The 13,701-nt window shown below is 70.4% G+C and carries 11 protein-coding genes; 4 read left to right on the forward strand and 7 right to left on the reverse strand.

What is annotated here, in order from left to right; translation table 11 throughout:
- Positions 1-76: 76 nt before the first annotated feature.
- From AB0D48_RS19970 to AB0D48_RS19980, 3 genes are all read right to left on the reverse strand, one after another.
- Positions 77-4,063 carry a hypothetical protein gene (locus tag AB0D48_RS19970; RefSeq protein ID WP_362398163.1) on the reverse strand — a complete coding sequence of 1,329 codons (3,987 nt, stop codon included), beginning with the start codon at positions 4,061-4,063 and terminating at the stop codon, positions 77-79.
- A 168-nt stretch (positions 4,064-4,231) separates the two neighbouring features.
- The gene (locus tag AB0D48_RS19975; RefSeq protein ID WP_362398166.1) at positions 4,232-5,170 is read right to left on the reverse strand and encodes an NAD-dependent epimerase/dehydratase family protein; all 939 of its coding nucleotides are present in this window, start codon (positions 5,168-5,170) and stop codon (positions 4,232-4,234) included.
- A 14-nt stretch (positions 5,171-5,184) separates the two neighbouring features.
- A complete protein-coding gene (locus tag AB0D48_RS19980) occupies positions 5,185-6,123 on the reverse strand; it encodes a ScbA/BarX family gamma-butyrolactone biosynthesis protein (RefSeq protein WP_362398240.1) in 939 nt (312 codons plus the stop codon).
- Positions 6,124-6,315: 192 nt separating this feature from the next.
- On the opposite strand from AB0D48_RS19980, the gene AB0D48_RS19985 reads away from it, so the two are divergent.
- A complete protein-coding gene (locus AB0D48_RS19985) occupies positions 6,316-6,927 on the forward strand; it encodes a ScbR family autoregulator-binding transcription factor (protein ID WP_362398169.1) in 612 nt (203 codons plus the stop codon).
- Here the strand turns inward: AB0D48_RS19985 and AB0D48_RS19990 are convergent.
- The gene (locus AB0D48_RS19990) at positions 6,890-7,447 is read right to left on the reverse strand and encodes a TetR/AcrR family transcriptional regulator (protein ID WP_362398172.1); all 558 of its coding nucleotides are present in this window, start codon (positions 7,445-7,447) and stop codon (positions 6,890-6,892) included. The two genes, AB0D48_RS19985 and AB0D48_RS19990, sit on opposite strands and share 38 nt — an antisense overlap.
- A gap of 338 nt (positions 7,448-7,785) precedes the next feature.
- Here AB0D48_RS19990 and AB0D48_RS19995 point away from each other — a divergent pair, with 338 nt between their 5' ends.
- Entirely contained in the window at positions 7,786-8,940 is a 1,155-nt protein-coding gene (locus AB0D48_RS19995) for an ATP-binding protein (RefSeq protein ID WP_362398175.1), read from the forward strand.
- Positions 8,941-8,954: 14 nt separating this feature from the next.
- Positions 8,955-9,644 carry a response regulator transcription factor gene (locus AB0D48_RS20000; RefSeq protein WP_362398178.1) on the forward strand — a complete coding sequence of 230 codons (690 nt, stop codon included), beginning with the start codon at positions 8,955-8,957 and terminating at the stop codon, positions 9,642-9,644.
- 36 nt (positions 9,645-9,680) lie between these two features.
- Here the strand turns inward: AB0D48_RS20000 and AB0D48_RS20005 are convergent, their stop codons facing one another.
- Genes AB0D48_RS20005 through AB0D48_RS20015 form a run of 3 tightly spaced genes read right to left on the reverse strand, consistent with a single transcriptional unit; the run spans position 9,681 to position 12,311 of the window.
- The gene (locus AB0D48_RS20005; RefSeq protein ID WP_362398181.1) at positions 9,681-10,820 is read right to left on the reverse strand and encodes a beta-ketoacyl synthase N-terminal-like domain-containing protein; all 1,140 of its coding nucleotides are present in this window, start codon (positions 10,818-10,820) and stop codon (positions 9,681-9,683) included.
- Positions 10,817-12,040, reverse strand: coding sequence for a beta-ketoacyl-[acyl-carrier-protein] synthase family protein (locus AB0D48_RS20010; RefSeq protein ID WP_362398184.1), 1,224 nt, complete (start codon positions 12,038-12,040; stop codon positions 10,817-10,819). The genes AB0D48_RS20005 and AB0D48_RS20010 overlap by 4 nt, the downstream gene beginning before the upstream one ends.
- On the reverse strand, positions 12,033-12,311 hold the full coding sequence (locus AB0D48_RS20015; protein ID WP_362398187.1) for an acyl carrier protein: 279 nt from the start codon (positions 12,309-12,311) through the stop codon (positions 12,033-12,035). Before AB0D48_RS20015 ends, AB0D48_RS20010 begins: the two co-directional genes overlap by 8 nt.
- A gap of 217 nt (positions 12,312-12,528) precedes the next feature.
- Between AB0D48_RS20015 and AB0D48_RS20020 the strand changes: the two genes are divergently transcribed.
- Positions 12,529-13,578 carry a ketoacyl-ACP synthase III family protein gene (locus AB0D48_RS20020; RefSeq protein ID WP_362398190.1) on the forward strand — a complete coding sequence of 350 codons (1,050 nt, stop codon included), beginning with the start codon at positions 12,529-12,531 and terminating at the stop codon, positions 13,576-13,578.
- Positions 13,579-13,701 lie beyond the last annotated feature (123 nt).

A 13,701-nucleotide genomic window follows, 5' to 3' on the forward strand; every position in this document is an offset into this window, starting at 1 on the left:
CGGAGGGGCCCGGCCGATCTCACGATCGGCCGGGCCCCTCGTCCTGTCCGCTTGTGCGCTTGTCCGCGCAGGTCCGTCAGGAGGTGAAGTAGCCGTTCAGGTCGGCGATCACATCTGCGGAACCGGTGTTGTTGTAGAACGTCACCCGGCCGTCCACCACGGGCACGACCACCAGGTTGGAGACGGTTCGCCCGGCCGTGAAGTTGAGGTTCGACACGTTCGGGCGCGCGACCCCGTGGGGCTGCACGATGAGGTGGCCGTCCTGCGTCGGGCCGGTCACGGTGACGTTGAGAACAACCGCCGTCACCCCGGTCAGCGGCACGCCCTCGACACCGGCGACCTTGAGGCTGACGATCCCGCCCTGGCCCACCGCCCCGGCGCGGGCGCCGGTCCCGTCCCGGGTGTCCAGCAGCCGTACCGGGGAACCGGCCGAGAACGTCGACCCGTCCGCCGAGTAGTAGCCCGTGACGTCGGCGATCAGGTCCACCGACCCCGAGTTGTTGCGCAGGTCCACCTTTCCGTTCACCACCGGAACGGTCACCAGGTTGGGCACGACCTGCCCAGCGGTGAAGTTGAGGTTCGACACCCCGGGAGCCGCCTGCCCGTTCGGGTAGACGGTCACGTGCCCGGCCTCCGTCGGCGACACCGCGGTCACGTTCATCACGACGGCGCTCACCCCGCTCGCCGGAACACCCTTCACACCGGCCACCTGAAGGGTCACCACACCACCCGGACCCACCCGCGCCTTCGTAGCCCCGACACCATCACGCGTGTCCAGGAACCGCGACGGAGTGATCGGCGTGAAGGCCGAACCGGTCGCGGCCTTGTCCGTGAAGTACCCGGTCACGTCCGCGATCAGATCCACCGATCCCGCATTGTTGCGCAGGTCCACCTTCCCGTTCACGACCGGCACCGTCACCAGGTTCGGGACGATCTGCCCGGCCGCAAAGTTGAGGTTCGACACCGCGGGCTTCGGCTGCCCGTTCGGGTACACCATCACGTGCCCCGCCTCGGTCGGGTTGACGGCGGTCACGTTCATCACGACCGCACTCACCCCGGTCGCCGGAACACCCTTCACACCGGCCACCTGAAGCGTGACCACACCACCCGGGCCGACCCGCGCCTTCGCAGCCCCGACACCGTCACGCGTGTCCAGGAACCGCGACGGAGTGATCGGCACGAACCGGCTCTTCGCCGAAGCCGCCGCCGCCGTCACCGTGTACGCGTTCGGGAGGTAGCCCGGGGAGGGCACTCCGGTGGAGTACCCGACACCGTCGCCGATCACGTCGTACTTGCCGGGCTCCAGGCCGTTGGTGTCGACCAGGACGGTCAGCGCGGTGCCGTCGGCGTTCACCGACAGCGGCGTCATGAACCGCTCCGAGCCGCTCCCGAGCCGGGAGAGCTTGATCTTGGTACCGAGGGTGAGCCCGGTGCCCTGGACGACGGCCTGGGTCTGCGTTCCGGCGGCGCCCGTGGCGGGGCCGACGGACGTCGGCAGCGGGGTCGGCGGGCGCGTGCACCCATCCCTGCAGATGCCCTGGATGCTGTACTCGACCGGGGTGGCGGCCTTGGAGGCACTGAGCATCAGGAGGGCTTGGCCGGCCTCGCCGTTGTTCGTGGCCATGCAGTCGCCACCGAACCTGCCGGAGTACTGGGTGCACTGGTACCCGAGGTACGAGCTGCTCCACTGGGTGGCGCTCAGCAGGTTCACGCTCGGGTGGTTGCCGTTCGTGGAGCTGGTGTTGCCGACCACGTCGAAGGACTGGCCGGGCTTGACGTCGATCACGGCGCAGTAGGCGGCCGAGGATTCCGAGAGCACCCCGCTGCGCACCGCGAAGCCGTCCACGGAGACCCGGTTGCCGGAGCACTCCGGGGCCCAGCCGGCTGCCGTGGCAGCCTTCCACGCGTCCACGTCGGTGTGGACGGGCTTGTCGCGGTACCCCGAGGCGAGCACGATCGCCACGTACGAGGTCGAGCCGGTGACCTGGCAGGAGACGCCTGCCTGGCGGCAGACGTACTTGCCCTGGGCATCGACGGCCATGAGCAGGGTCGAGGGCTCGTACCTGGGGTTCCCGAGCGTTCGCGAGCTCAGCCAGAACTTGTCCGAAGCGGCCCCCGTGACCCGGACGCAGCGGGCGTCGAGCGCCGAGGTCAGGTCGAAGGGCGTGGACGGGCCGCCGACCTTCGTCGAAGCCGGCACGGTGCAGTTCGCCGTCGCCGAGACATCGCGCCGGACCAGCTTGTACGTGTCCGGCTGCCAGCTCGAGGGGAGCAGCATCGCCGTGTACGAAACACCGGCGGCGAGCGGACAGATGGTGGTGGAGCTGCCGACCGTGTTGCACGCCACGGTGCCGGCCGGATCGACCAGCTGGACCGAGGCGTTGACGCTGTTGGCGAGATTGGCGTAGTCGAGCATCTCGGCCGTGGAGTGCGCGTTCGCCGGAACGCTCAGGCAGACGGAGCGCACCTCCGGCGACAGCGAGGCCTCAGCGCCCCAGGTGCCGTCGAACCCGGTCTGGCGCCATGCGGTGCAGCCCGCGGTCTCCTCGGTCCGGTGGATGACCAGTGCGAACGCCTTGGACGCCTCGCCGCTCAGCACCGCACGGAACGGGGCGGTGCCGGTCAGCTTGCAGACGCGGTACGAGTAGCCGTCGCTGTCGCACTGCGGGGCACCCGACGCGTCGTAGACCTTCGCTTTGGCGGGGGTGCCTTCGGCCGGCGGCCGGTTGAGCAGGTAGACGCCCTTGCCCGTGGCGGTCGGCAGGGTCAGGCACAGGTGCTGTCCGGGTCCGCCGAACGTACCGGTCGCAGGTCCGGCCACCAGGCCGTTGTCGTGGGTGGCGGTGCAGCCCCGGGTCTCCTTGGCGGAGTGGAAGGCCATGCCGAAGGCACCCGTGTCGGTGCTGCGGGGGTCGACCACCCAGGTGTGGTCACCCTGGGCCAGCTCACAGGCGCCCTGCGCGCAGTCGCCGAGCAGCGCGGTGCCGTCGCCGGTGAACAGCCCGCCGTAGGGAGCGCTCGTGGCCGAGACCGGGCGGAAGCTGTGGAAGGAGGCGGCGGACACCCGCAGGGTCCGGCAGCGGGCCGTGGAGGTGAGGTCCGGGGAGACCCCGAACGCCTGCGGCTCCACCACGACGCAGCCCTCCGGCTTGGAGAGCCGCGCCGCGGTGACGTCGTAGGCTTCGGCGGCCCCCGAACCCTGGACCACCGACATCCGGAACGGCGCGGTGCCCGTGAGCCGGCAGTCGAGGGTGTCGCCCTCGTGGCCGCGGGTCGTGCAGATCTCCTTGCCCGTGGCGTCGACGACCGCCTGCTGCACCCGGTAGGTGGAGGCGTAGGTGCGCAGCACGTCGTTCGCGGCCAGGTCCAGCGTGTAGCAGTCGCCTGCCGAACCGGCGGCCAGCGAGCCGTGGAACACGGTCGGGGCGCCGAGCTTGCGGTCGGCGGCGCCCACCGCCTTGCAGGCGGCGGAGGAGAGCAGCGGAACGTACGAGGCGGAGACGGAGTTCTCCGTGCCGTACTGGTCCGTGATCTCCAGCTTGTACGTTCCCGCCGCGCCCGTGTAACAGCGCATGGCACCGTCCGCGGAGCCGGAGCCGAGCAGGTTCTCACAGGTGACGGCGGTGCCGTCCGGTGCGACCAGCCTGGAGTTCGCCCAGTGCGAGTGGAGGACCTGGAACAGGACCACGTCCTTCTGCTGCGGCAGGGTGAGCGCGAAGGAGACGGTCTTGTACGGCTCGACCGTGCAGTTGACGGTCGTGTGCGGTGCGAGCGCCGCAGGGCAGGTCTCCGCGACGTCGCTCTGCCCCAGCGCCCGCACGGCGGCTTCGTGGTCGGCCTTCGGGTCCGCCTTCGGCGGGGCCTTGGGCCCGGCCGGGGCCGGCGCCGTGGGCTCGGCCTGCGGTGAGGCGGTGGCCGCGGGCGGCGCCGCCGCCGCGAACGCGGATCCGGTCTGGCCGGTGAACGCGGTGAGGACGGCGAGCAGCAACGCACCGGAGGCGACCGCCCCGCGGCCTCTCCCCCGTCTGTCCCGCACTCTTCTGCCGATCGGCAGCAAACTCATGAACCCCCCAGTTCAAGCAGGCCCGACCCCTGTGACCATCACACGGGTTGCGGGCGAGCGGAGTTTAGCCGTCGCCCGCGGGGGAAGCCCAAGGGGATTCGGACCCGGAAAGCACGAGGATCCCGCCCGGTCTCGCGATCGGACGGGACCTTTCACCCGGGTGGGGTGTCAGACCCGTTCACGGGCCATGAGCGCGTTCCGGTAGGAGGAGGCGTAGCGGGGGAAACGGTCGGCGAAACCGGGTCCGGGGTCACAGGCGACCGCCGTCCAGAGCGGACGGCTGTCGAACCAGTGGTCAGTGGTGACCATGTCGAGGTCGTGCGTGGGAATGCCCTGTGCTTCCAGGTGGAGTTCGGCCTCGTGACAGGTGAGGTCGGAACCCGGCCAGGGCAGGGACAGGGCCGCGGCGACGGCCCGGAGCAGCTCGCTCCACAGCACGGGCTGCGGGTGGTTGGCGTGGTATACGGACGTGGTGAGCCGTTCGGCGGGCGCGAGAGCGGTGGCGACCAGGACACGGGCGAGGTCTTCCGCCGCGACGGCCGAGGTTCGCCCGGCCCAGCCCTCCACGGAGCCGGGCAGGGTCCTGAGCAGGCGGGCCAGCCCGGGAACCACCTTGGCGTCATGCGCCCCGTACACCAGGTGGGGGCGCAGGACGACGCCCCCGGCGGCGAGAACGATGTCCTCGGCGGCCGCCCGGGTTCGTGAGGTGTCGGACAGGGGGCTGCGCACCAGGTCTTCCGCGCGGGCCTGGCGGTAGACGCCCCGGCCGTAGACGGCGGCGGTGCTGAGGTGGACGATGCGCGAGACGCCGCTGCGCAGCGCCTCCTCCACCAGCGCCTCGGTGCCCCGGGTGTTGACGGTTTCGCAGAGTTCGCGTGGACCGCCGATCTGCGAAGCGCAGTGGATCAGTACGTCCGCGCCGTCGCACAGACCTCGCAGGCTCGCGGGATCGCGCAGGTCGGCCGGGACGATCTCGGTGCCGTGGGCGGTGGCCGGGATTTCGGTGTGGTGCGACATCAGGCGGAGCGGTAGGCGCAGGTTCTCGGCGTGGCGGGTGACGTGGCGGCCGATGAAGCCGGCACTTCCCGTGATCACGATCTGGGGCACGGGATCCTCCGGCGTCAGCGGAGCGGTCGGAGGGTGACGGCGGCCGTGAACGTCGTCTGACCGTCCTGGCTTCCGCGGACGTGGGACGTGACGCAGCCGTCGGTGTCCGGTTCGCTCGCTTCGGCTTCGATCCAGCAGGGAGAGTCGAACTCCACATAGCGTTCGAAGGCGCTCGTGAGCTGGACGGGAAGTGAGTGGGGCAGACCGGTGCCCGCATGGGCGGCCTGCCGCGCGGCTTCTATGAGGACCATGCCCGGGACGTGATCGACGGGGTGGTCGAAGAAGATGGGGTGCGTGGTGTCCAACCGCAGTCGCCACTTGGGGCCGGCATGGGGGCCGGCCGCGGACAGGACCACGTCGCGGGAGGACGTACGGCCGACGAGGACGGGCAGGATGGGGGCGGACGGTGCCGGTGCGCTGGTGGAGCGTTCGCCGCGGAGCCGCTGGTAGACGGAGGGGCTGACGCAGGTGAAGGCCGCCTCGGCGACGGCGAGGGGCTGTCCGTCTCTCATCACGGTGACGTGGTAGCGAAGGCCGACGAGCCGCGTGCCGCGGCGGACTATGTCGTGACAGTTGACGAGGAGTTCGACCTCGGTGGGGGCCGGCCCTGCGGTGAGGGCGTCCACGTGTGCGGAGTACGTCATGTCACTCATTAAGAACTGGTACCCGAACGGCACCCCGTACTCCGCGTGGGACAGCAGTGCACCGACCTGGCGCACCGACTCGACGAGCAGCAGGGGGTCCTGGTAGCCACCGGACGGGACGAAGAGCGCGTGCCCACGAGGCCACTGCGCCGTCACGGAGAAACTGTCGGGGCTGTTTGTTTCCCAATGCGTGAGGAACACCTCCGAGACGGAGGCTCGGTGTACGTACTCCCGCGGGACGATGGTGGTGAGCGCGAGAGCCCGAGTGCGTAGGCGGGGATCGCCTGCGAGACTGTGGGCAGGGTAAATGGAGGGCCTGCGTCGCATGGTGAGGTCTGTCCCGCTGGGCTGCATTTCAAGCCGCCTGTCTCTTCGCTGGCAGGGCGGGGCTACCTGCTCGGGTGCCCGCCACAGTGGCTGATGATCACCTACAGCCGTTAAGATACAGACAGGTCTGTCGGATTTTCAAAGTGATAAAGATCAAAGAGGGGTACTGGCCAGGTGGTGCAGCAAGAGCGGGGAACGCGGTCCAGACGCTCGATTCTGGAGGCGGCGGCGCGAGTCTTCGACGAGCGGGGCTACGACGGGGCGAGCACGACCGACATCCTCGTCCACACCGGGCTGACACGAGGGGCCCTGTACCACCACTTCGCCTCAAAAGAGGCCATCGCCATCGCTCTGGTCGAGGCCCAGACGGAAGCTCTGGTGGCCCCGCCGAACGAGGTGAAGCTGCAGGCGGCCATCGACTTGACCCTGGAGTTCGCCCGCCGGCTGCAGTGCGATCCGGTACTGCGCGCCAGTGTGCGGCTGACGGTGGAACAGACCTCGTTCACCTATCCGGAGCGCACTCCGTACCAGTGGTCGACCGAGGTGATCGCCGGCCTTCTGGCGGAGGCCGCGGAACAGGGCGAGATCCTGCCGGGCGCAGACCTCGACGAGCTGACCACGTTCATCGTCGGGGCTTTCACGGGCGTTCAGCTGATGTCCCAGGTCTACAGCGGACGACGGGACCTCCTCGAGCGCGTGGCGTCCATGTGGCGGCTGCTGCTGCCCGGCTTCGCCACCCCCGCCATGATCAGCCGTCTGCGGACGACCCCTGCGCAGGAGGGCTGAGCACGCGGTCGAGTACCGACCAGATGCGTTCCGAGGTCTCCGGGTCCCACCATGTGGCGTCCCGGCGGCCGAGGGATTCCAGACCGGCCGTGACGACCACGGCCAGATCCGCGAGGTCGTCCGATTGGCGCTCGCCCATCCTGCTGCGCACCTGATCGAGCACCTCATCGAGCAGCCGCGGGCTCCCGTCGGATCCGCTCGGGCTCAGCTGCAGGCCGGCCCGCACCGTCACGTCCTCACGCAGAGCACGGCACAGAGACGTACTGAAGTGAGCGGCTCCGGTGGAGGCGGGGGCTTCGAAGGCGTCGTCGATCAGACCCGTGACCACTTCACACGCCCGGACGCGGACGGCGGCGGCCACCGCCTCCGTGGTGTCGAAGTGGTGGTAGAGAGCCCCTCTGCTCACCCCCGCCGTGCGGCAGATGTTGACCAGTCCGGCAGCGCGCAGACCTCCGTCGCCGATGAGTTCGGCGGTTGCGCGGATGAGCGCCTGACGTGTCTGCTCGGCGCGCTTCTGCATCCGGCGCTACGCCTTTCCTCGGCTTCGGGAGCGGGTCTTCAGAGCCTGAGCCCCGTGCGGTCAGTCAACCACCCGGCACTCGTAACAGACAAGTCTGTCTGTTCCATGGTTGACCCGCGGCGCTCACCGCACAGCCCCAGCCGAGCGAATATGGGCGTTTTTCTTCTGAAATAAGCCGGAAAGACTGGGCGTTCGAGGGCTCCACGAAGACCCACAGCAGGTGCGGCACGTCCCGCAGGATGGCGTAAGGAGCTTTGACAATCAGACAAGTCTGTCTGTTTACTGTCAGGGAGTCTTGCGGGAGTGCCCGTGGGAGCTGAGTGACGTTGAGGAGTTCGATGGACAGCTCATCCGCCCCGGTGTTCGCGGAAGCTCTGTACGAGGGGCTCGTGCGGGCGACCCGCGCCCCCGGTGCGCCCCGGGGGGCCCGGTCGTCGTCCCGTCTCCACAAGCCGATGGGCGCCGTCCGCCTCGCGGCACCGCCCCCGGTGACCCCGACGGACGCCCTTCTCCGGGCGGAGGCCGTGGCGATCCTCCATCGCTTCACTCTCGAACTGCCCTCGCTCGGGCGCCCGGGCCAACCGGACGACCCCCACCGTGACGCCTCCTGCCTTGCCTACGCCCGCCGCGTTCTGCAGCTCGCCGAGGCGGCCGGAAGCCCCTCCCCCGAGGAACCCGGACCCGTGGGCGGAGCAGAGCAGCCCGCAGGTGGTTGCGCCCCGCAGTACCTGGTGGCCGCGGGCACCCTGTTGCTCGAATGCGCTCTGCTCCAGGTGACGGAGACCGGTACCGCGGACAGCCGCGACCGGATGGAGCGCGGGATGGCCGTCGTCCGGAGACTCGGTCACGTCATGCGCGCCATGGAGTTCGGCCTCTGGAACGGCGACCCCGGCTGGAGCGAACGCCGCCGTCTCGGCCGCTGGCTCCATGACGAGCTGGGCAACGCCCTGGCCGTGGCGCTGCACCGCATCGAACTGGGTGAGGACGACCCCGGCCGGGCCGCCCCCCATCTCGCCGTCGCCAGGAAAGCCCTCGGCGAGGCCGCCCGCGAGAACCGGATCCTGATCGGCGCCTTGCGCCGGAGCTCGCACACACCGCCGGTCGGTGAGGCCTTGCAGCGCTGGCTCGCCGACATGGAGCCGCGGGCCACCGTCACCGTCAAGGTGACGGGCGACGAGACGCTGGCCTCCGAGCTCTGCCGCCGCGAGCTGTTCCTCGTCCTGCGCGAGGCACTGCGCAACTGCCTCACGCACGCCGGGGCCGAGCGGATCGAGGTCACCGTCCGCACCACCCGGCGCTGGCTGTACGCGCGGGTCCAGGACGACGGGGTCGGCTTCGTGGCCGAACGCGACCTGAGGGAGACGAGCGACGGCCACGGCCTGCGGTCGATGGAGGGACGCATCGAGGACCTGGGCGGCCGCCTGCACATCGGGAGCGAACCGGGCGAGGGCACGTGCGTCGAGATCCATCTGCCCCTCAGCATCCGACTGTGACAAGGACCCCCACCATGGCGCCCACCCGCATCGTCCTGGCCGATGACCACAATCTGTTCCGGGAGACACTCGGTGACCTGCTCGAAGGGCAACCCGGCCTCACCGTGGTGGGGCACGCCGCCGACGGGGCCGCGGCCGTACGGTGTGCAGCCGCCGAGCGCCCCGACCTGTTGCTCCTGGACTTCCGCATGCCTCACAGCCGGGGGGCGGGCACGGTCCGCGACATCCTGAACATTTCCCCGCGTACGCGGGTCCTCTGCCTTTCCGCCTACGCGGAGCCGGGTCTCGTCGAGGAGGTCCTGGCCGCCGGCGCACGCGGCGTGCTGCACAAGGGCATCGACCGGGAAGCGCTCCTCATGGCGATCGAGCGGACCCTCGGGGAGGCGGCGGACACCACGGTCATGGTGCCCCGCGGTCCGGCCGCGGTGGGTTTCGACGGACAGGCCCTCTCCTCGCGCGAGCGTCAGGTACTGGTCAGCGTGGCCGCGGCGATGAGCAACCGTCAGATCGCCGACAGGCTCCGCATCACCGAGGGAACGGTCAAACGGCATCTGAACAGCGTCTTCCGCAAGCTCGGAGCCGTGTCGAGGCTCGACGCGGTCAACAAGGCGGTACAAGCGCACATCATTCCGTCGCCGACCCTGCCGACGGCGGTGCGCAGTGGTCACTGGGGTACTCCCGCAGGGAGGACCGTCTCCCCGTGACCACTGCGCACACCCGCCTCTGAACGAGGGGGGGGGTCAGGCCGAGGGTGCGGGCCGCCTGACGACCGCCGCCGCGACCGATCCGTCGTGCCCGACGGAAGTGATCAGACCGCAGCTGCCGGACGCCCTCGGCTCGCCCCGTGGGCCGTCGGCCCCCCAGTACCCGAGCAGCGCCGCCAACTGGAGCGCGCCGCTCGCACTGTGGGTTTCGCCCAGCACGTCCTGGACGCGCAGGACCTCCGGGTCGTAGCCGGCCAGAGCCCGGCCCCGGCCCCGGGACTCCACCGCCGCCCAGCCCGGCCTGCTGCTCGATCCGCAGGACACGACGCCGATGTCCGCGGGTGTGCATCCGCTCGCGGACAGCGCGTCCCCGATGCAGCGCGCGAGTGCCGCCGACACAGCCAGGGGTCCCTCGCTCAGTGGACTGAAAGACACCTCGCAAGCGGCAAGTTCGGCCAGGTGGGCAGCAGCCCCCTCCGTACCGCGTTCGAGCACGAACACGGCACTGCCCTCACCCACCGGGGCACCTTCGGGAAGGTCACCGCTCCGGTACCAGGCCCAGGCGGACTGGGCGCTGAGTTCCTCCACGGCACCGGTCAGAAGGCGCGAGGCACGACCGGTGGTCAGGGCGTTGCGGGCGTAGCGCAGTGCGGACAGAGCGGAGACGTGTCCACCCGCCAGCGAGGCGTTGAGACCGGTGAAGGAGTGCCGCATGGCCACTTGGCTGGCGCAGTGGTTGAGCAGCAGGCCGGGAAAGAGCGCCGGGCTGACCAGGTAGGGCCGCTCCAGCTCGTAGGTGTCCCGGAAGAACTCCGAGAACGCCCGCGCGCTGCCGGTGCTGCTGCCGAGCACGACACCGGTGTCCGCGCGCTCCGACTCCCCGGTCAGTTCCGGAAGGGCGTCCAGGGCCAGCTCCGAGGCCGTCATGCCCAGGGTGCTGGTCCGGCTGAGGACGCTGAGGCCTTTGCGGCCCAGGTGCTCCCGGGGATTGAAGTCCGGTACGGGGAGCAGCCGCACCGGCGGTGCGGGCTGTCCGCCCAGTACTTCGGCGGCGTCGTCACCCAGGGGCAGCTCCCCGGACCGGACTGCCTCGTACAGGGCCTTGCCACCGATGCCCGCGGCGCTCAGAACGCCGTAGCCGGTGATCCGTACCGCGGGCGCGGCGGTTCCGTTCATTGGGGCCTCCCCAGCATCACGATGGCGTTGTTCCCGCCGAACGCGAACCCGTGGTTCTCCACGATGTTCGGACGGGCGGGGCGGGCCTGCCCCGGCACGCAGTCCAGGCCGGGGCCCAGGGCCGGGTCCACCGTGCGGACCGTCGAGGTCGGCGGGAGGAAGCCCTCGTACAGGGCCATGCAGCACGCCAGCGCGCCGAAGCCGCTGGCCGCGCCCATGGTGTGACCGAGCATCGACTTGATCGAGCTGATCGCGGGAAGGCGGTCGCCGAACACCTCGCGGACAGCCGCGACCTCGGTGGAGTCGTTGGCGGACGTCCCCGTGCCGTGGGCGCACACGTAGTCGACCTCGTCCGGCTTCACCCCGGCATCCCGGTGGGCGCGCCGGATGCATTCGGCGATCCCGTCCCGATCGGGCTGCGTGGGGTGCTTGGCATCGCAGGTGATGCCGTAGCCCAGCACCTCGGCGTAGATCCGGGCGCCCCGGGAGACCGCACTCTCCCACGACTCCAGGATCAGCGCGGCGCCTCCCTCCGCGGTCATGATGCCGCCCCGGTGCTCGTCGAACGGGCGGCACAGGTCCGGGGCGATGGCACCCAGGCGGTGGAAGCCGGCGTGCGTGGCGCGGTTCACCGCGTCGGCGCCGCCGACCACCATCACGTCCGCCGCGCCACTGCGGATGACGTCGAAGCCGTAGCCGATCGCGTAGTTGCTCGCGGAACAGGCCGTACCGAAGGTCTGGGCCTCACCGTGCAGGCCCAGTTCCGTGTTGACGGCCGCCGCGATGCGGTCGGCGCAGGCCCGGGAGGCGAGGTCTCCGTCGATCCCCTCCAGCCCCCGTTCCAGCCACTGCTCGGTCAGCTCCTGGAAGACCTGGGCCTCTCCGTTGGTGGTGCCCATCGCGCTGCCCGCCCGCGCGGCGGCCAGGGCGTCCGGTTCCCAGCCCGCGTCCTGCGCGGCGAGCCGGGCCGCCGCCGCCGCGAACTGGCTGCTACGGCCCCACTGCGCGGGCTCCAGCACCCTCAGGTGCTCCTCCGGCCGGAAGTCGTGCACTTCGCCGGCCTGCGTGTGGTTGAACCCGGTGCTGTCGAACGACCGGATCTGCGAGATTCCGCTGCGTCCCTCGCGTATGGCCTCGGTGAACGCCCCGGCTCCGATGCCCAGGCTGCTCACCGCTCCGAGGCCGGTGACCGCAACGCGACGCAGCTGTGTCTCAGACACCCGTCGGCTCTGTCACGTGACGCGCGATCAGGGCGTAGGCCGTGCCGAGGTCGTCGAGGTCGACGAGCTCCTCCTGCGGGATCTCGATGTGCAGCTGCCGCTCGAAGCGGGAGAACATCTCGATGACGAGCAGGGAGTCGGCCTCGAAGTCCTCGGCGAAGCTGTGCTCCTCCCGGATCTCCTCGGGGCCGACCTCCAGGACATCCGCGATGATCTCGCGGACGCGATTGCGAATCTCCGGGGCAAGTTCCACGGCCAGGTTGCCGGACATGTGAATTCCTTTTCTTTGAATTCTCGATCGACCAGATGGTTCGGCTACTTCCTTCGGGAAAGGATGCTGCCACAGGCCGGGCTGCGGAGAGAAGCCCGTTCGGCCGGTTTGCATTCAACTTTCATGCCGGTTTGACGTGCATTCGATTTCGGCTGGAAAGAATCAGGTGTCGGGGGGCGGGACCGCCCCGCTGCCGAAATCAGAGGGAGCTCCTCGCATGAGAATGCCCGTGCCGGTAGGTATCGCCTCGGTGGCTCTGTGGCTGCCGGAGCATCAGGACACCGCAGAGACCGCCGTGGCCGAACGCCGGGTCGAGGCACGCACGGCGAAGGAACTGGGGGACCCCCGGCTGCCTGTCGCGGGGGACGTCGCGCCCCCGGAGATGGCCGTGCTGGCAGCTCAGGAAGCCCTGCACGGCGCCGGGGTACCGGCGGCCGACGTGTCGCTGCTGCTGCACGCGTGGATGTACTACCAGGGCCACGACCTGTGGTCCCCGCCGCACTACATCGCCCACCAGCTGGGCGCCCACACAGCCGTTCCCGTCGGGATCCAGCAGATATGCAACGGCGGGGCGGCGGCGCTGGAGCTGGCGGCTGCCCGGATGACGGCCGGGGAAGGGCGGGAACCGGCTCCCCGGCACGCCCTGGTCACGACGGCCGACCGCTTCGCCATGCCCGGCTTCGACCGGTGGCGCAGCGACTACGGAGCCGCCTACGGTGACGCCGCCACGGCGGTGCTGCTGCGCTCGCCGGCCGGCCCGGACGACCTCGTGCTGCGCGCCCTGCACACCGGCGCCGCCCCGCACCTGGAGATGATGCACCGCGGTACGGACCCCTTCGCGCAGGTGCCCCGCGAGAACTCCGCGGTGGTCGACATGCGCCGGACCAAGCGGGTCTACCTGCGCGAGCACGGCGTCGAGCCGTTCAAGAAGACCAACCGCGAAATGATCCGGCACGTGGTGGCGGGCGCGCTGCGCGACGCCGGGCTCGACGCCGGTGATCCCCGGATCCGTTTCGTGATACTTCCCCGGCTGGCTCGCAAGACCCTGGACGACGCGTGGATCCCTCTGCTGCGGGAACTCGTCGACGCGCCTGCCGTGGACTGGGGCTGCGAGACCGGCCACCTGGGTACGGGTGATCTCGCGGCAGGGCTCCACGAGGTGGTGGGCCGCTCCGCCCTCGGCGCCGGAGAGTTCGCACTGCTGCTCAACGCCGGCGCGGGCTTCACCTGGTCGTGCGCCGTGGTCGAGGCGCCGAAGCGGCACTGACGGGCCGCGTGCAGAAGGGGCCGGGGGCGGTGGCGGACCTGATCAGGGAAGACCTCGGGCGTGGCCATGACCGCGACTCCGCCGGCCAGGGCGAGGGAGCACTCCCCCGACCTGAGCGCCTGC

Origin of the sequence: Streptomyces sp. NPDC048269, from assembly GCF_040652395.1 — a bacterium.
In the GTDB taxonomy this organism is placed as follows: Bacteria; Actinomycetota; Actinomycetes; order Streptomycetales; family Streptomycetaceae; genus Streptomyces.